Consider the following 15,962-nt stretch of genomic DNA (forward strand, 5'->3'; position numbering starts at 1 on the left):
CTCCGACCACATTGACAACGCCGTGGTGAAGGCCGAGCTGTTCCCGACCAACGTCCGCGCGCTCGGCGTCGGCCTGCCCTATGCCATCACGGTCTCGATCTTCGGCGGCACGGCACCGGCGATCGCGCTCTACTTCAAGAGCATCGGGCACGAGGAATGGTTCTACTTCTACCTCAGCGGCGTCATCTGCCTGTCGCTGATCATCTATTCCACCATGCGCGACACCAAGCACGCCTCCGCCATGCATCGCCACGAGTAAGCTGATGGCCGACGACAACGAGCCGCCCGACAGCAAGCTGACGCGCACCAAGGAGAAGTGGGCGCGCGAGGGCCGCTTCCTCACGGGCAAGATCACGCGTCCGGAAGATCAACGGCTGCCGCCGGGCCAGCACCTCACCAAGGACTGGCCGGTGCTCGACCTCGGCGTCGTGCCACCGGTCTCGCGTGAGCGCTGGCGGCTCGACGTCTACGGCGCGATCGAAAATCCCGTGTTCTGGACCTTCGCCGAGTTCACTGCACAGAAGCAGGCCCGGTTCACCTCCGACATCCACTGCGTGACGACCTGGTCGCGCTACGACAACCTTTGGGAAGGCCTTGCCACGCGCGAGCTGCTCGCGACCTGCCGGCCGCGCGAGGATGCACGCTTCGTCGTGCTGCATTCCTATGACGGCTACACCACCAACCTCGCGCTGGACGACTTTGCCGCCGAGGACGCACTGCTCGCCCATAGCTGGTCCGGCCAGCCACTGACGGAGGAGCATGGCGGCCCGGTCCGGCTGGTCGTGCCGCATCTGTATTTCTGGAAGAGCGCCAAATGGCTCCAGGCGATCGAATTCCTGACCGACGACGCGCCGGGCTTCTGGGAAGTCCGCGGCTATCATAACCGCGGCGATCCCTGGACCGAGCAGCGCTATTCAGGCGATTAAGTTCCAACCAGGAGACGGGGGAAGCCCATGCCGACGGAACGCTTTCAATTCACCGGCGAAGGCGGCCATCAGCTCGCGGCCGCGCTGGAGCTGCCGGACGGCGAACCCGCGGCTTTCGCGCTGTTTGCGCACTGCTTCACCTGCGGCAAGGACACGCTGGCGGCCAAGCGCATCTCGGTCGCGCTCGCCGCCAAGGGCATCGCGGTGCTGCGCTTCGACTTCACCGGCCTCGGCTCCAGCGAGGGTGATTTCGCCAATTCGACGTTTTCCTCGAACGCAGCCGATCTCGTGCGCGCGGCCGATCATCTGCGTTCGACGCGCAAGGCGCCCTCGATCCTGATCGGCCATAGCCTCGGCGGCGCTGCGATCCTCGCCGCGGCCAGCAAGGTTCCCGAGGCGAAAGCGGTGGCAACCATTGCAGCGCCATCCGACCCGGCCCACGTCACCGGCCTGTTCAGGGAACATGTCGACGCGATCCGCGCACAGGGCGAGGTCGAAGTGTCGCTTGCCGGGCGTCCATTCCGCATCAAGCGCGAATTCCTCGAAGACATCGCAGAGCATGAGCTGATGAAGGACGTCACCGGCCTGCACAAGGCGCTGCTGGTGATGCACTCGCCGGTCGACGACACCGTAGGCATCGACAATGCGACCAAGATCTTCGTCGCGGCCAAGCATTCCAAGAGCTTCGTCTCGCTCGACCACGCCGATCATCTCCTCACCAGACCGGCCGATGCTCTCTATGCAGCCGACATGATCGCGGCCTGGGCAAGCCGCTACATCGACGCCGCAAAGCCCGCCAAGGCGATGGATCTCGTCGAAGAGCCGCGCAAAGTAGTGGTGCAGGAGACCCGCAAGAGCAAGTTCAACCAGATCATCACCGTGGGGCCGCATCATCTGGTGGCGGACGAGCCGGTCGCTGCCGGCGGCGAGGATGCCGGGCCCGGCCCCTATGACTTCCTGCTCGCAGGCCTCGGTGCCTGCACCTCCATGACCATGCGCCTCTATGCCGACCGCAAGTCGCTGCCGCTGGACCGCGTCACGGTCACGCTGAAGCATTCCAAGATCTACGCCAATGATTGCGCGGAGTGCGAGACGCGCGAGGGCATGCTCGACCAGATCGAGCGCGACATCGCGATGGACGGCGCGCTCGATGCCGAGCAGCGCAGGAAGCTGATGGAGATCGCCGACAAGTGCCCGGTGCACCGCACGCTGACCTCGGAGATCCGCATCGTGACCAAGGCCGTGGACTAGCATGGCGCGCTAGAAGCACGATGCCATTGTCCGCACGGCGGCGCTGATCTCGTTCTCGCGCCATGCTGCAAAGCCGAGTAGCAGGCCGTGATCGCGCGGCCGGCCGAGCGCAAGGCTGGACAAGGCCCGCGTCTCGACCCCCGCTTCGACCAGCCGCTTGACCGCGGCCTGATCAGCGCGACCGCGCTTGAGGCGTGCGACGAGCTGGATGCCGCCCGAGGGCACTTCGACCGTGAGCACCTCGCCAAGATGGCGCTCCAGTCCCTCGACGAGATGATCGCGGCGCGCGTGATAAAGCCGGCGCATCCGGCGCAGATGCGCGAGAAAATGCCCGTCGGCAATGAACTCGGCCAGCGCTTCCTGGATGTGGCTGGCGGCGATCAGCCCGATATGCCGCTGCGCGATCTCCAGGGTGCTGACCAGCGCCGGCGGCACGACGAGATAGCCGAGCCGGATATCCGAGGTCATCGCCTTCGAGAACGTACCGACATAGAACACGCGGCCATGGGTATCGAGCCCCTGCAACGCCGGCACCGGCCGGCTATCATAGTGGAATTCGCCGTCGTAATCGTCCTCCACGATCCAGGTCTTGCCGGGCTTGCTCATGCCCAAGAATTCGGTGCGACGGGCCAGCGACATCAGCCGCCCGGTCGGATGCTGGTGCGATGGCGTCATGAAGATCAGCGTTGGAGCCGTAATTCCCGGCATCCGCTGCATGCCCTGCTCGTCCAGCCTGATGCCGGTGACGCGTGCGCCGGAGGCACGGAAGGCAGCCGCGGCGCCGGGATAGCCGGGATCCTCCACCCAGACCTCGTCACCTTGCGTGATCACGGCCGCCGCGATCAAGGTGAGCGCAGCCTGCGCGCTCGGCAGGATCATGATCTGGTCCGCCGTGGCGCGAACGCCTCTGCTGGTCGCCAGATAATGCGCCAGCGCCTCGCGCAGGCGCGGCCGGTTGACGGGGCCGAGCTCGCGCCTGGCCGCACGCACGGCGCTACGGCGCAGGCAGCGGGCCCAGACCTCGTTCGGAAACTCCCTGAAATCGCCATGCCCCGGCCGCAGGGGTTTTAGCGGCGCCAGATAGGACATCGGCCAGTCCGCCTGCTTGAGCTTTGATGCCCAGGGAGAGAGGCGTGGCGTGCCAGCGCGGACTCGCGACGTCGCGGCGCCGGCTGCTTCGATACGCTCACCGCCGTCGACCGTCACGACCGGGCGCCGCCCGTGCGACGCAGCCAGATATCCTTCGGCGGCAAGCTGCTCGAACGCATAGGTCACGGTGTTGCGGGAGACGCCGAGATCGCTCGCAAGCTGTCGGCTCGACGGCAGCCTGCGGCCCCTGCCGATGCGGCCGGTTCCGATCAGCTCCCTGAGCTGGCTCGTCAGTTGAGCCATCAGCCCTTCCTCGCCGGTCCGCTTCAGCTCGATCAGGCCGGCGATCATCTCTTCCGCAACTGGCACCTTATTCCTTCGCGATCTGGCACTTTTTCTGGTGCCAGCGCGGATGCTATCCGCGAGGCCAGACTGCTTCAAGGACCTCCGAGATGAACTCCCTGTCAACCCGCGCGGCCGTCGGCCTGTTCCTCATCGTCGTGCTGGCCTGGGCGTGAACTGGTCGGTGACGAAACAGCTCGTCCAGTTCCTTCCGCCATTGTGGACTTCAGCGATCCGGAGCTGGATCGCGCTGGCCGGATTGTTCGTGATCCTCGGACTGAGCAACAATCTGGTGATCCCGGAGCGGCGCGACATTCCTGTGGTCCTGAGCGTCGCGCTACTGCACATGACGGTGTTCTCGGTCCTGGTTGCGGCCGGTGTGCGCTTCCTGCCTGCGAGCAAGGCCATCGTGCTCGGCTACACCACACCGCTCTGGGTCGCAATCGCCGCGCCCCTGCTCGGGAAAGATACACTGACCGCGCCAAAACTCGCCGGCGCCCTGCTCGGGTTGATCGGCCTTGCCGTGATTCTGAACCCGGCATCGATCGACTGGACCAATACCAACGTCGTGCTGGGCGCCGGCATGGTCATCCTGGCCGCGATCTCCTGGGCCGCGAACATCATCTATATCCGCGCGCATCGCTGGATCGCCTCTCCGCTCCAGCTGCTGATCTGGCAGGTACTCGTCGCAACGATCGTCCTGACTGTCAGCGCGACAATCACGGACGGCCTGCCACACGCAGAATGGTCGTGGAGGCTCGTGCTCCTGTTCCTCTATTCCGGCCTGATCGGAACGGCGCTTGCCTATTGGGCGATGTCGATGGTCAACAAGAGCATCTCGGCGCTGACGACATCGCTCGGCACCACGGCGACGCCACTCGTCGGCATCGCCAGTGCGGCGATCCTGCTGCGCGAACCGATCGACATGAGCCTTGCTGTCGCGGCCGGACTGATCGTCGCCGGCATCGGCCTGGCAACGCTCGGGGATCGCCTGCTGCGCAGTCAGGCCATCGCGAGAGGTTGAACGCGCAACACGCCGCGCAGGCCCGCCGTCGTGCCGAGCAGGATGCCGGCGAGCGCAACGAACGAGCCCAGCGCCAGCGTCGACACGCCAGTGAGCCCCTGTCCGATCGAGCAGCCGAACGCCATCACGCCGCCGATGCCCATCAGCGCGGCGCCGCTGCCTGAGCGCAGCATGTGGCGCGGCGATGAATAGCCTTCGAGCTTGAAGCGACCCGTAGCGAGTGCCGTCACCAGACTGCCGGCGAAGACACCGGCAACCGTCGCGATGCCGAAATTCAGCGTCAGGCCGGTCGAAAGCATGGCATATTGTAAGGCATCTGCGAGCGGCGCGACGAAGGTGAGCGAGGTCACGAGGACGGGATTGAAGTCGTCGGCGCCGAGATAGCCGGTGACGAACCAGCCACTCGCGACGAGGACACCGACGATGACGCCCGCCGCGATCTGGCCCGGCGAACGGCGGAACGTCGGGTGGGCGAACGCAAACAGGATCAGCGCGACGACGATCACGGCAGCGGCAATCGCGCGCGAGAGAGCTTCAGAGGGACCGAGCGCCGCCAGCAGCGACGGCAGCGAATTCGTGTTGACCGTGGTTTGCGAGGCCTGGACCAGCGCAATGCGCGCCGGCGCAACCAGGCCCTTGAGTGTCATCTGTGCGGCGATGGCGAGCACGATCACGACGACGAAGGAACGGAGATTGCCGCGGCCGAGCAGCACCAGCGCGCGCGAGCCGCAGCCGTTCGACAGCACCATGCCATAGCCGAACAGCAGGCCGCCGAGGAACAGCACCGGCGCCGAGAAGGATTGTTGCAGGTAGATCGACTTGCCGAGATCGACGGCACCGCTGCCGGCCAGGACCTGGCTCGCGGCGATCGCGACAGCGATCGCCAGCGCGTAGGACCGCACCAGCCGGCCGTCTCCTTCGGCGAGGAATCCGCGCATGCTGCTCATCAGGCAGAAGCCGCTGAGCAGACCCACGGCGCCGTAAATGAGCCCGATGACGAGGCCGGCGAGGATGACGAGTTGGGCGGATTCCATCGGCTATTCTCAGATCTCTCGTCATTCTCCGTCATTGCGAGCGCAGCGAAGCAATCCAGCCCATCTCCGCGGATGCATTTCTGGATTGCTTCGCTGCGCTCGCAATGACGAGTTTCATGGCCGCAGGATTATCCTGTCGCGCGAGGAGCCGGCGACCGCAACATACGCCTCCTTGGCGCGCTCCAGCGGATAGACGGCATTCGCCTTGATCGGAAACGGTCTCAGGTGACCGCTCGCAAAACCGGGGCCGAGGTCGCGGAGCACCGCGCCTGTCGCAACCGACGACAAGCCAAGCGTATCGATGCCGACGTAAGTGTGCTGGCCCCTGTAAAATTCGAGGATGTTGAACTGCACGATGCGGTCGATCGCAGCGATCAGGATCTGGCGGCCGCGCAAGGCGAGCGACTTGTGCGCGGCCTGGAAATAGGGATCGCCGACCGTATTGAAGACGATGTCGGCGCCCTTGCCGCCGGTCACTTCCCGCACGCGCGTGGCGACATCGGTCGCGGAGGCATCGATCACCTCGATGGACGCATTGCTGTGGCCCTCATAGGCTTCCGCCTTGCGCACCACGCCGATGACGCGCGCGCCCTGCCATGTCGCGATCTGCACCGCGGCCTGGCCGACCTTGCCGTTGACGCCGAACACCAGAACGGTCTCACCGGCCTTCGGCACACCGGCGCGGCGAAAGCCTTCCATCGCGGTGACGAAGGGAACGCCGATGCCGGCAGCCTCTTCCCAGGACACCGTCCTGGGTTTCTCCACGACCGCGTCAAGCTCGACGACGAGATGGCTCGCATGGGTGCCGTCGCGGCGGATGCCGAGATCGCCGGAGGAACCGAACACTTCGCGGCCGACCGTGCCGGCCGGACCATCGATCACCACGCCGGCGTAATCGCGGCCCGGCGTGCGCGGGAATACGGCATAGGGCATCAGCCCGGTCGCGGCCTTGACGTCGGACGGATTGACGGCGGCGGCCTTCACCTCGATCAGGAGATCGTTTGGACCGCGCGTGAGCGTCTGACGCTCGACAACCGGCGCAAGCGCGGCCGCGTTCTCGGCCTTGGCATTGAGGCGCACACAGCGCGCTTCGACGGCTTTGGTATCGACTGGTGACATCGGAAAGACCCGCGATTTCTCGCGGGCCTTGTCGCCCTTACGGGTGGTCAAGTCAATCCTTCGGCCGCTTGTCGTAGAGGCGCCTGGCCTTGCCGAGCGAGCGCTCCAGCGTGGCGGGCGCGACCACCCGCACATTGGAGCTGATGCCGATCGTGTTCTTGATGTGGGTCGAGATCCGGTCGGCATGGTCGACGAGTCCGCGGCCGTCCCAGCTTTCGGGCCGCGCCTCGGCGATGATGGTCAGCTCGTCCATGCGACCTTCGCGGGTCAATTCGAGGATGAAGTGGCCGCCGCACCAGTCGGTGGCCAGCAGCACCTCCTCGATCTGGGTCGGGAACAGGTTGACGCCGCGCAGGATGATCATGTCGTCCGAGCGTCCCGTCACCTTCTCCATGCGCCGCATGCCCGGCCGGGCCGTGCCCGGCAGCAGCCGCGTCAGGTCGCGGGTGCGATAGCGGATCACCGGGAAAGCTTCCTTGGTGAGCGAGGTGAAGACCAGCTCGCCCTTCTCGCCATCCGGCAGCACCGCGCCCGTTTCAGGGTCGATCACTTCGGGATAGAAGTGGTCTTCCCAGATGTGCAGGCCGTCCTTGGTCTCGATGCACTCCTGCGCGACGCCAGGGCCGATCACCTCGGACAGGCCGTAGATGTCGGTCGCATCCATGTCGAAGGCGTCCTCGATCTCGCCGCGCATCGCATTGGTCCAGGGCTCGGCCCCGAAGATTCCGATCTTGAGCGAGCATTGACGGGGATCCAGCTTCTGGCGCTTGAACTCGTCCAGGATCGCCAGCATGTAGCTCGGCGTTACCGTGATGATGTCGGGGCGGAAATCGTTGATGAGCTGCACCTGCCGCTCGGTCATGCCGCCCGAGATCGGCACCACCGTGCAGCCGAGCTTTTCGGCGCCGTAGTGCACCCCGAGCCCGCCGGTGAAGAGGCCATAGCCATACGCGTTGTGGATGATCATGCCGGTGCGGCCGCCGGCGGCGCGGATCGAGCGCGCCATCACCTCCGACCATGTGTCGATATCGCGTTGGGTGTAGCCGACGACGATCGGCTTACCCGTCGTGCCGGAGGAGGCGTGCACGCGCACCAGCTTTTCGCGCGGCACCGCGAACATGTTGAAAGGATAATTGTCGCGCAAATCCGTTTTCACCGTGAACGGAAATTTCGCGAGATCGGAGAGTTCGCGAAAATCGGACGGATGCACGCCGGCCTTGTCGAAGGCCTTGCGATAATGCGCGACGTTGTCGTAGGCGTGCTTCAGCGACCAGCCCAGCCGCTGCTTCTGCAACGCCATGATCTCGTCGCGTGAGGCGCGCTCATGCGCGTCCATCTCGGCACGATAGGTGGTGCCACCTTCCTTGAACCTGGTCAGAGCCATCCTCGTTTCCCCACATTGATCTGTTCTTTTCCTTATTGGTCTTGTGCCGGCAGCCACTTGCCGGGAATGACGCGCGAATGCCCGCGGAATTCCGCGATGACGGTGTCGCCTGCGGTGACACGCACGTCGTAGATCCCCGAGCGGCCGCTGCGGCTGATCTCCCGCGCTTTCGCAATGAGCCGATCGCCGAGCTTGCCGGGCTTGATGAAGGTGATCTGGCCCTGCGCCGCGACCACACGCTCATTGTGCGAGTTGCAGGCAAACGCAAAGGCGGAATCTGCGAGCGTGAAGATGAAGCCGCCATGGGCGATGCGCTGGCCATTGACCATGTCCGGCCGCACCGTCATCGCCAGCGTCGCAAGGCCTGGGCCGATCTCGACGATCTCCATGCCGAGACCTTTGGAGGCATCGTCCTCCGCCCACATCGCATCGGCGCAGGCGCGGGCAATATCCTCAGGCGACAGGGCGGCTTTGACGTTCACGCGCTTCTCCCGGCCAATTGCTTGCACATGATGTTCTGCTGGTTGGGTCAGGGTGTCAAATAATGCGACGCATTTGCATTTTTGGGCACTGATCCGCCTGATCAGACATGGTCATAGTCGACCACGACCCGCTCCGACGACGGCTTGGCCTGGCAGGTCAGGACGAAGCCGGCCTTCAGCTCCCACGGCTCCAGCGAATAGTTGATGTCCATCGGCGCCTCGCCCTCGACCAGCTTGGCGCGGCAGGTGGAGCACATGCCGCCCTTGCAGGCGAAGGGTAGATCGACGCCGGCGCGCAGCGCGGCATCGAGGATCGCTTCGTCCTCGGCGACCGGCACGTCGCGTCGCTTGCCGTCGATGATCAGCGAGGCGATCGCCTTCGGCGGCGCGTCGGGTGCAACGGCCTTCTTCGGCCGCGGCTTGCCGCCGAATTCCGAGACGAAGCGTTCGACGTGGATGCGCTCCTCCGGGATGCCGAGATCGCGGCAGGTCGCCTCGATGTCCTCGCTCATGCCGGACGGACCACAGATGAAGACATGATCGACGCTTGCCGCCGGCACCAGCGAGCGCAGCAGCACCCTCACCTTGTCGCCGTCGAGCCGGCCATGCAGGATCGGGATGTCCTGCTCCTCGCCGGAGATGACGTGAAAGATCGAGAGGCGGTCGATGAACCGGTCCTTGAGCTCCTCGAGCGCCTCGAGGAACATGATGTTGTCGGTCGCACGGTTGCCGTAGAACAGGAAGAAGCGGCTATCTGGTTCGCGCGCGAGCACACCCTTGACGATCGACAGGATCGGCGTGATGCCGGAGCCGGCGGCAAAGCCGACATGAATCCACCCCGTATCGGCCGGCGCGACCACGCCAAAGCGTCCCGTCGGCGTCATCACGTCGAGCTCGTCGCCACATTTGAGTTCATCGGCGGCCCAGCTCGAAAACGCACCGCCATCGACCTTCTTCACCGCGATGCGGATCTCGCCATCGTCGGGGCCGGAGCAGATGGAGTAGGATCGGCGCACCTCTTCCCCGTCCAGCATCGTGCGGAGCGTGAGGTACTGCCCGGGCGTGAAAGCATAGTCGCTGGCGAGCTCGCCGGGGATGGCGAAGGTCATCGAGATGGCGTCGGAGGCCTCGCGGCGGAGATCGTTGACGGCCAAGCGGTGGAAACGCGGTGCGGCTGCTGACATGATCAATGACACTTGAAGTAATCGAAGGGTTCGCGGCAGGCCTTGCAGCGCCACAGCGCCTTGCAGGAGGTCGAGCCGAATTCGGACAACAGCTCGGTCTTGTCAGAGCCGCATTGCGGGCACGCGACAGACTGCTCGCCGAACAGCGCGCGGCGCGAGCTTGAGGCCTGCGGCGGCGCGATGCCGTAGGCGCGCAGCTTCCGCCGCCCCTCCTCGCTCATCCAGTCGGTGGTCCAGGCCGGCGACAGCACCGTGCGCACCTTTGAGCCGCGGAAGCCGGCGCGCTCCAGCGCGACCTCGATTTCGAGCGCGATCATGTTCATGGCAGGGCAGCCCGAATAGGTCGGGGTGATCGCGACCTCGACATGGTCACCGTCGAGCACGACATTGCGGAGCACGCCGAGATCGGCGATCGTCAGCACCGGGATTTCCGGATCGACCACGCTCGCCGCGGCATCCCAGGCGCGCTGGCGCAGATCGGCACCGCTCTCAAGCACCGTCACCATGTCTGCCCCGGGAAGGTACGCTGCATCGATTGCAGCTCCGACAGGAGATGGCCGAGATGCTCGCTGTGCCGGCCCTCGCGGCCGCCCTGCTGCATCCAGTCGTTCTGCGGCAGCGTAAGCGTGGCTTCGCTGACGACATCGGAGAGCATCTTCAGCCAGCGCCCGCGCAAGACACCCGGATCGATGGCGACACCCGCGTGGATCAGCGCGCGTTCGCCGTCATCTACGGCAAACATCTCGCCGGTGAAGGCCCAGAGATAATCAATCGCGGCTTGCGCTCGTCGATGGCTCTCGTCCGTGCCGTCGCCGAGCCGGATGATCCACTCCGAGGAATGACGCAGATGGTAGGCGCTCTCCTTTTCGGACTTGGCGGCGATGGCGGCGAGCGTCGCATCGCGTGAGGCCATCATCGCGCGCCAGTAGAGGTCGGCGAAGGCCGAATAGAAGAACTGCCGCACCAGGGTCTGGGCGAAGTCGCCGTTGGGCTGCTCGACCAGCAGCAGATTGCGGTACTGCCTGATGTCGCGCAAGTAAGCGAGCTTGTCCTCGTCGTTGTCCTTGCCTTCGGCCTTGGCCGCATAGGTGTAGAGCTCGCGTGCCTGGCCGATGAGGTCGAGCGCGATGTTGGAGAGCGCCATGTCCTCTTCCAGCATCGGCGCATGTCCACACCATTCCGACAGCCGATGACCGAGGATCAGCGCATCGTCGGCGCGGCGCAGGGTGTAGAGCACCAGCGGCGTTTCGGAGACCTGGGTGTTGGCGATCGGCATCACATATGCCCCACTTCCTCGGGGACCTCATAAAACGTCGGATGCCGGTAGATCTTCGACTCCGCCGGCTCGAACATCATGCCCTTCTCGGCGGGGTCGCTCGCGGTGATCGCGGTGGACGGCACGACCCAGATCGAAAGGCCCTCGCCGCGGCGGGTGTAGATGTCGCGGGCGGCCTGAAGCGCCATGGTGGCATCGCTGGCATGCAGCGATCCCACATGCTTGTGCGCGAGCCCGTTGCGGCTGCGAATGAAGACTTCCCACAGCGGCGTGTTCGGCGTGGCCATCGTGATCCCCCTATTCGGCTGCTTGCGCGGTCTGGCGACGCGTGCGCTTCGCGGCATAGGCGGCGGCCGCTTCGCGCACCCAGGCGCCCTCGTCGTGCGCCTTGCGGCGCGCGGCCATGCGATCGCGGTTGCAGGGGCCGTTGCCGGCGAGCACCTGCTTGAATTCGGTCCAGTCGATCTCGCTGTAGCGCCAGTGCCCGTCGGCATCCTGCGTCATGCCGGGATCGGGAATGGTGAGGCCGAGATATTGCGCCTGCGGCACGGTGGCATCGACGAATTTCTGGCGCAGCTCGTCATTGGAGAAGCGCTTGATCTTCCACTTGGTCGAGGTGTCGCTGTGCTGGCTCGTGGCATCGGGCGGGCCGAACATCATCAGCACCGGCCACCACCAGCGGTTCAGCGCATCCTGCGCCATCGCCTTCTGCTCGTCCGAGCCGCGGCACAGCGTCAGCATGATCTCGTAGCCCTGGCGCTGGTGGAAAGACTCCTCCTTGCAGACGCGGATCATCGCACGCGCATACGGACCGTAGGAGCAGCGGCACAGCGGAATCTGGTTCATGATCGCGGCACCGTCCACCAGCCAGCCGATCGTGCCGATGTCGGCCCAGGTCAGCGTCGGATAGTTGAAGATGGAGGAGTACTTGGCCTTGCCGGCGAGCATGGCATCGACCAACTCCTCGCGCGAGGCGCCAAGCGTTTCGGCGGCTGCGTAGAGATAGAGCCCGTGACCGCACTCGTCCTGCACCTTGGCGAGCAGCGCAGCCTTGCGGCGCAAGGTCGGCGCGCGCGTGATCCAGTTGCCTTCGGGCAGCATGCCGACGATTTCGGAATGGGCGTGCTGGGAGATCTGGCGGGTGAGCGTCTTGCGATAGGCCGCCGGCATCCAGTCATTCGGCTCGATGCGTTCCTCCGCATCGATGCGAGCCTGGAATTGCGCAGCCCTGGCCGCGTCCTCAAGACCGCGATCCTCGGTCTCGGCCGTGTTCAGCGCCTGGGTGTACATGCGCATCCTCCCGTTTTATTGGGAGATAATATATAACAGAAATTACGTCATGCAAGATATTTCTGTAACATAAAGATCAGGCGCCGAACCTCCGTTCCAGGAGTTTTCGCGCCGCCGGCAATGGTCCCTTTTCATTGGTTCCATGGCCATCAAGCCATTGTTCGGACGGAGCAAGCAGCGCGCGATAGATCTCGCCACAGAGTGTGCGGGCGGCCCTGCCCGGCCAATCCGCGGGAAGCAGGCTCTCGGGCAGCAGCGGATCGCGCAGCACGACGCGGCGATAGTGGTGGATCAGCAGGATCCGGGCGGTGAAGGCGTCGGCGTCGGAGAGAGTCGTTCCGCGGCCAATCGCGGCGCGCAGCGGCTCGAACGTCTTCATGAACTTCAGATAGGCACCCGCGGTGCGACCGAGCGGCCAGCTCGCGCTGAGCAGCCGGCGCCCGCTGTCGTCCTCGGCAGAGACCTCAAGACGGATAGCGCCCGCAGCCTCGTCCGGCACCGGCACGCCCGACGGCGCAACCCACACGCCGGGCAGCGGACTGCCGAAGCCGGCATTGCGCAGCGCCTCGCGCGAGGCGTCGCGATCCTCGCCATTGCCGATCAGCAGCAACTCGAACCGCCCGGTCCAGTCCGACGATGGCGGATCGTAGATGTGGCGCGTCGCGGCCTCAAAGGTCTGATGGCCTTTGTCGGCGAGCCGATAGAAACTGTTGCGGCCGACCTTTTCACGCGTCAGCCAGCCGTCAGCCGCCAGGCGCGACATCGCGGTGCGTACCACACCGCTGTCGATGTCCAGGCTTTCGAAGAATTCCAGCAGCGTGCCGAGCCACACCGAGCCGCCGCGCGGCACGATGGCGTCGCCGAACACGGTGACGACGATGGAGCCGGTGCGCGACGGCTCGCGCTTGAGCTGGTCGATGATACGGGAGAGCGGATGCGCCATGCGCGAGGCATAGCGCGTTTGGTGCCGGCGCGACAATGGACGGGAGCGACGCTTCTTTGCTCCCTCTCCCCGTTCTTACGGGGAGAGGGTTGGGGTGAGGGGCTGCATCAGCAGACTCATTGGGAGATGGACTCGCGGAGAATCCCCCTCACCCGGATTGCATCTCCGATGCAATCCGGCCTCTCCCCGCACGCGGGAAGAGGCGAAGGAAGCATCACCGATGCGGATCGGGATACGCCAGGCTGCGCCAGCCGCTGCGGTCGAAGGGCTTCCACTGGCCTTCCTTCTGCGCAAGCCGGTCAGCCACGGCATAGACCGCGGCGGGGTGATGCCCCATGCCGCAATGGCTGCTCTCGATCTCGATGCTCTCGGTCTCGGCGCCCGACTTCTCCATGCAGCCCTGCCAGGCACAGACGCCGTCGGTGCGGCTGAAGATGGCGGTGGTCGGCACCGGCGGCGGCACGGCAAGTTCGCCGCCGAAGCGCGGATCGACCTGGTCGGCCTTCTGGCCGCTTGCCCATTCATAGACACGCCAGGCATTGGTGGAGCGCGGATCGCCGGCAAAGGGGCTGCCGAGGGTGATCACCTGACGCACGCGCTCGGGCATCATCTTGGCGAGCTGGCGCGCATAGAGGCCGCCGAGGCTCCAGCCGACCAGGCTGATCTTGCGGCCATGCGTGTCGCTGAGCTCCTGGACCAGATCGACCATCGCATGCTGCACGCCCGGACGCAGGCCGTAGTTGCGGCCCTGGCGCCAGCCGCTTACCGCGTAACCCTTGCCTGACAGAAACGTGCGCAGCGCGCGCGTGGACGCGTCGGAGGCCACCAGGCCCGGCAGCACCAGCACCGGATGCCCATCGCCGCGCGGCGCGAGGCTCAGCAGCGGCAGCGCACCGAGGAATGCGCCGAACTCGTGGATCGCGCGCCCTTCCAGAAACATCAGGGTACGGGACGGCGGGCGCAGCGTCTGGGCAGTAGCGGTCATCAATGTTTCCCTTGGGAAGGCGCCGGCCGCGATGCCGGCAAATGGGCATGAATTCCAATACGCCGGCTTCTTGAACGTTCCGCAGCGCAACATGAATCAGCTAGGCGGCCGGTTCCCGACATTCAAGCGGGAGAGACGCGGGGCCACAATAGGCCCGCGCGTTAATGCTAACGTCCGTGATGCAAAAGTCACAGCAATCGAAGCAGGAATTCGACGGAGTAGAGCGCCAGTCCGGCCAGCCCGCCGATCAGCGAGCCGTTGAAGCGGATGTATTGCAGGTCGCGGCCGATGTTGATTTCGATCAGCGAAATCAGCTGCGCCATATCCCATGCCTTGACCTGATCGGAGATGAAGGTGGAGACGCCGCTCTTCTGGTCCGCGACGAAGCTGCGCAGGACCGTCACCAGACCCTTGTTGATCTCGCCGCGCAGTTCGGCATCGCCGGCGAGCGCCTCGCCCGCGGCGACGAACATGCCAGCGAGATGATGCTGAAGCACCTGCGTCTCGCCGGAGGCGCTGCGCTCGATGAAAGAGCGCGTGTTGGCCCAGACGGTGCGGGCGAGATCGGCAAGCTCGGGCCGCGCCAGCAGATCGCGTTTCAGGCCGTCGATGCGATCGATATAGGCCCGGTCGGTGCCGAGCCGGTCGACGAAGCTCAGCACCATGCGGTCGAACTCGCCGCGGAACGGATGTTTGGGATCGCTGCGCACCTCATTGAAGAAAGCGGTAGCGGACGCCACGATCTTGTTCACCAGAAACTTGTCGGCGCGGTAGAGCCTGAGCAGGGTCGGCAATTCCGCGCGCACCTTCTCGCGGATCATCGCCATCGTCTCCTTCTGGTTCAGCGTCTCGTGCATCACGCGCAGGAGATCGTCGAACAGGATCTGGTGCCGCCCCTCCGCGACGAAGCCGCGTAGCGTGCCGGCCGCGAGTGGTGCGAGATCGATCGCCTGGAGCTGCGAGGACATGCGGCGGATGATGAAGGTCATCAGGCCTGAGCTTTCGGTCGCGGAGAAGGCCTCCGGCAGCAGGCGCAGCGCGAAGCGCGCGAGATCATCGCTGCGCTTGCGGTCGCGCAGCCAGTCGGCAACGAAGGAGCCGAAATCGATCTCGTTCAGCTTGGCCTCGACGGGTCCGGCCTCGAGGAAATGCACCTGGATGAACTCGCCGAGCTTGTCGGCGATGCGGGCCTGGTTGCTCTGGATGATCGCGGTATGCGGGATCGGCAGGCCGAGCGGCCGCTTGAACAGCGCGACCACGGCATACCAGTCGGCGAGGCCGCCGATGGTCGCGGCTTCCGCGAAGGCCGCGATGAAGCCGAACACGGGATGCACGGGCAGCAGCCATTTCGCGACGACGAACAAGGCCAACGTCGAGGCGAGCACCAAGGTCGCCAATGCTTTCACGCGGCGCAACTCGGCCGCGCGCTCGGCGTCGCCGGGAGTGTCGAAGGAGAAGGTGGCGGGTGGGGTCATGATTCACCGAGGTTACGTCATTCCGGGACGGTCCGCAGGACTGGACCCGGAATCTCGAGATTCCGGGTTCGCCCTTTGGGCGCCCGGAATGACGACCGATGATGACGGCAGCACAAAAAACAAGGCCCGCCGAAGCGGGCCTCAAAATTCAGTTTGTC

Annotated in this window: 16 protein-coding genes and 1 pseudogene; 4 read left to right on the forward strand and 13 right to left on the reverse strand. The window is 65.3% G+C overall.

The window, feature by feature from the left end; genetic code table 11:
- Positions 1-16 precede the first annotated feature (16 nt).
- The 3 genes and pseudogenes from XI09_RS35435 to XI09_RS35445 form a co-directional block, all read left to right on the forward strand.
- Positions 17-259 (forward strand): annotated as a pseudogene (locus XI09_RS35435) (alpha-ketoglutarate permease); the annotation flags it as partial.
- Between the two features lie 4 nt (positions 260-263).
- Positions 264-926 carry a sulfite oxidase-like oxidoreductase gene (locus XI09_RS35440; protein ID WP_271571018.1) on the forward strand — a complete coding sequence of 221 codons (663 nt, stop codon included), beginning with the start codon at positions 264-266 and terminating at the stop codon, positions 924-926.
- Between the two features lie 27 nt (positions 927-953).
- Positions 954-2,177, forward strand: a complete 1,224-nt coding sequence (locus XI09_RS35445) for a bifunctional alpha/beta hydrolase/OsmC family protein (RefSeq protein ID WP_271571019.1) — start codon at positions 954-956, stop codon at positions 2,175-2,177.
- Between the two features lie 9 nt (positions 2,178-2,186).
- Here the strand turns inward: XI09_RS35445 and pdxR are convergent, their stop codons facing one another.
- Complete coding sequence (gene pdxR / locus XI09_RS35450) at positions 2,187-3,617, reverse strand: MocR-like pyridoxine biosynthesis transcription factor PdxR (protein WP_271571130.1); 1,431 nt, start codon at positions 3,615-3,617, stop codon at positions 2,187-2,189.
- 175 nt (positions 3,618-3,792) lie between these two features.
- On the opposite strand from pdxR, the gene XI09_RS35455 reads away from it, so the two are divergent.
- A complete protein-coding gene (locus XI09_RS35455) occupies positions 3,793-4,632 on the forward strand; it encodes a DMT family transporter (protein WP_271571020.1) in 840 nt (279 codons plus the stop codon).
- On the opposite strand, the gene XI09_RS35460 is transcribed toward XI09_RS35455, so the two are convergent.
- The 12 genes from XI09_RS35460 to XI09_RS35515 all read right to left on the reverse strand — a co-directional run bounded on the left by XI09_RS35460 (position 4,611) and on the right by XI09_RS35515 (position 15,804).
- On the reverse strand, positions 4,611-5,666 hold the full coding sequence (locus XI09_RS35460) for a YeeE/YedE family protein (RefSeq protein WP_271571021.1): 1,056 nt from the start codon (positions 5,664-5,666) through the stop codon (positions 4,611-4,613). The genes XI09_RS35455 and XI09_RS35460 overlap by 22 nt on opposite strands.
- Positions 5,667-5,780: 114 nt before the next feature.
- Positions 5,781-6,785: a quinone oxidoreductase family protein gene (locus XI09_RS35465; RefSeq protein WP_271571131.1), complete on the reverse strand. Its 1,005-nt coding sequence runs from the start codon at positions 6,783-6,785 to the stop codon at positions 5,781-5,783.
- A 52-nt stretch (positions 6,786-6,837) separates the two neighbouring features.
- Positions 6,838-8,169 carry a phenylacetate--CoA ligase PaaK gene (gene paaK / locus XI09_RS35470; protein ID WP_271571022.1) on the reverse strand — a complete coding sequence of 444 codons (1,332 nt, stop codon included), beginning with the start codon at positions 8,167-8,169 and terminating at the stop codon, positions 6,838-6,840.
- A gap of 32 nt (positions 8,170-8,201) precedes the next feature.
- Complete coding sequence (paaI, locus tag XI09_RS35475; protein WP_271571023.1) at positions 8,202-8,651, reverse strand: hydroxyphenylacetyl-CoA thioesterase PaaI; 450 nt, start codon at positions 8,649-8,651, stop codon at positions 8,202-8,204.
- Positions 8,652-8,752: 101 nt separating this feature from the next.
- Entirely contained in the window at positions 8,753-9,835 is a 1,083-nt protein-coding gene (gene paaE / locus XI09_RS35480) for a 1,2-phenylacetyl-CoA epoxidase subunit PaaE (protein ID WP_271571024.1), read from the reverse strand.
- A gap of 2 nt (positions 9,836-9,837) precedes the next feature.
- Positions 9,838-10,341 (reverse strand): 1,2-phenylacetyl-CoA epoxidase subunit PaaD, encoded by a 504-nt coding sequence (gene paaD / locus XI09_RS35485; RefSeq protein ID WP_271571025.1) that lies wholly within the window; start codon positions 10,339-10,341, stop codon positions 9,838-9,840.
- A complete protein-coding gene (gene paaC / locus XI09_RS35490) occupies positions 10,335-11,111 on the reverse strand; it encodes a 1,2-phenylacetyl-CoA epoxidase subunit PaaC (RefSeq protein ID WP_271571026.1) in 777 nt (258 codons plus the stop codon). Before paaC ends, paaD begins: the two co-directional genes overlap by 7 nt.
- Positions 11,111-11,398, reverse strand: coding sequence for a 1,2-phenylacetyl-CoA epoxidase subunit PaaB (paaB, locus tag XI09_RS35495; RefSeq protein WP_008136594.1), 288 nt, complete (start codon positions 11,396-11,398; stop codon positions 11,111-11,113). Before paaB ends, paaC begins: the two co-directional genes overlap by 1 nt.
- A gap of 10 nt (positions 11,399-11,408) precedes the next feature.
- Positions 11,409-12,401 carry a 1,2-phenylacetyl-CoA epoxidase subunit PaaA gene (gene paaA, locus XI09_RS35500; RefSeq protein ID WP_271571027.1) on the reverse strand — a complete coding sequence of 331 codons (993 nt, stop codon included), beginning with the start codon at positions 12,399-12,401 and terminating at the stop codon, positions 11,409-11,411.
- Between the two features lie 76 nt (positions 12,402-12,477).
- Positions 12,478-13,344 (reverse strand): phenylacetic acid degradation operon negative regulatory protein PaaX, encoded by an 867-nt coding sequence (gene paaX / locus XI09_RS35505; RefSeq protein ID WP_271571028.1) that lies wholly within the window; start codon positions 13,342-13,344, stop codon positions 12,478-12,480.
- Between the two features lie 214 nt (positions 13,345-13,558).
- Positions 13,559-14,329, reverse strand: coding sequence for an alpha/beta fold hydrolase (locus XI09_RS35510; RefSeq protein ID WP_271571029.1), 771 nt, complete (start codon positions 14,327-14,329; stop codon positions 13,559-13,561).
- 188 nt (positions 14,330-14,517) lie between these two features.
- Positions 14,518-15,804 (reverse strand): DUF445 domain-containing protein, encoded by a 1,287-nt coding sequence (locus XI09_RS35515; protein ID WP_271571030.1) that lies wholly within the window; start codon positions 15,802-15,804, stop codon positions 14,518-14,520.
- Positions 15,805-15,962: the final 158 nt, after the last annotated feature.

Origin of the sequence: Bradyrhizobium sp. CCBAU 11386 (genome assembly GCF_028128955.1) — a bacterium.
Classification (GTDB): Bacteria; Pseudomonadota; Alphaproteobacteria; order Rhizobiales; family Xanthobacteraceae; genus Bradyrhizobium.

Excerpts from the sequence above, each read along its gene's own strand:
- paaE (WP_271571024.1), bottom strand. The coding sequence starts at position 9,835 with ATGTCAGCAGCCGCACCGCGTTTCCACCGCTTGGCCGTCAACGATCTC.
- pdxR (WP_271571130.1), bottom strand. The coding sequence starts at position 3,617 with ATGATCGCCGGCCTGATCGAGCTGAAGCGGACCGGCGAGGAAGGGCTG.
- XI09_RS35440 (WP_271571018.1), top strand. The coding sequence starts at position 264 with ATGGCCGACGACAACGAGCCGCCCGACAGCAAGCTGACGCGCACCAAG.
- paaD (WP_271571025.1), bottom strand. The coding sequence starts at position 10,341 with ATGGTGACGGTGCTTGAGAGCGGTGCCGATCTGCGCCAGCGCGCCTGG.
- paaX (WP_271571028.1), bottom strand. The coding sequence starts at position 13,344 with ATGGCGCATCCGCTCTCCCGTATCATCGACCAGCTCAAGCGCGAGCCG.
- XI09_RS35465 (WP_271571131.1), bottom strand. The coding sequence starts at position 6,785 with ATGTCACCAGTCGATACCAAAGCCGTCGAAGCGCGCTGTGTGCGCCTC.
- XI09_RS35460 (WP_271571021.1), bottom strand. The coding sequence starts at position 5,666 with ATGGAATCCGCCCAACTCGTCATCCTCGCCGGCCTCGTCATCGGGCTC.
- XI09_RS35510 (WP_271571029.1), bottom strand. The coding sequence starts at position 14,329 with ATGACCGCTACTGCCCAGACGCTGCGCCCGCCGTCCCGTACCCTGATG.
- XI09_RS35445 (WP_271571019.1), top strand. The coding sequence starts at position 954 with ATGCCGACGGAACGCTTTCAATTCACCGGCGAAGGCGGCCATCAGCTC.
- XI09_RS35515 (WP_271571030.1), bottom strand. The coding sequence starts at position 15,804 with ATGACCCCACCCGCCACCTTCTCCTTCGACACTCCCGGCGACGCCGAG.
- paaB (WP_008136594.1), bottom strand. The coding sequence starts at position 11,398 with ATGGCCACGCCGAACACGCCGCTGTGGGAAGTCTTCATTCGCAGCCGC.
- paaA (WP_271571027.1), bottom strand. The coding sequence starts at position 12,401 with ATGTACACCCAGGCGCTGAACACGGCCGAGACCGAGGATCGCGGTCTT.
- paaC (WP_271571026.1), bottom strand. The coding sequence starts at position 11,111 with ATGCCGATCGCCAACACCCAGGTCTCCGAAACGCCGCTGGTGCTCTAC.
- paaK (WP_271571022.1), bottom strand. The coding sequence starts at position 8,169 with ATGGCTCTGACCAGGTTCAAGGAAGGTGGCACCACCTATCGTGCCGAG.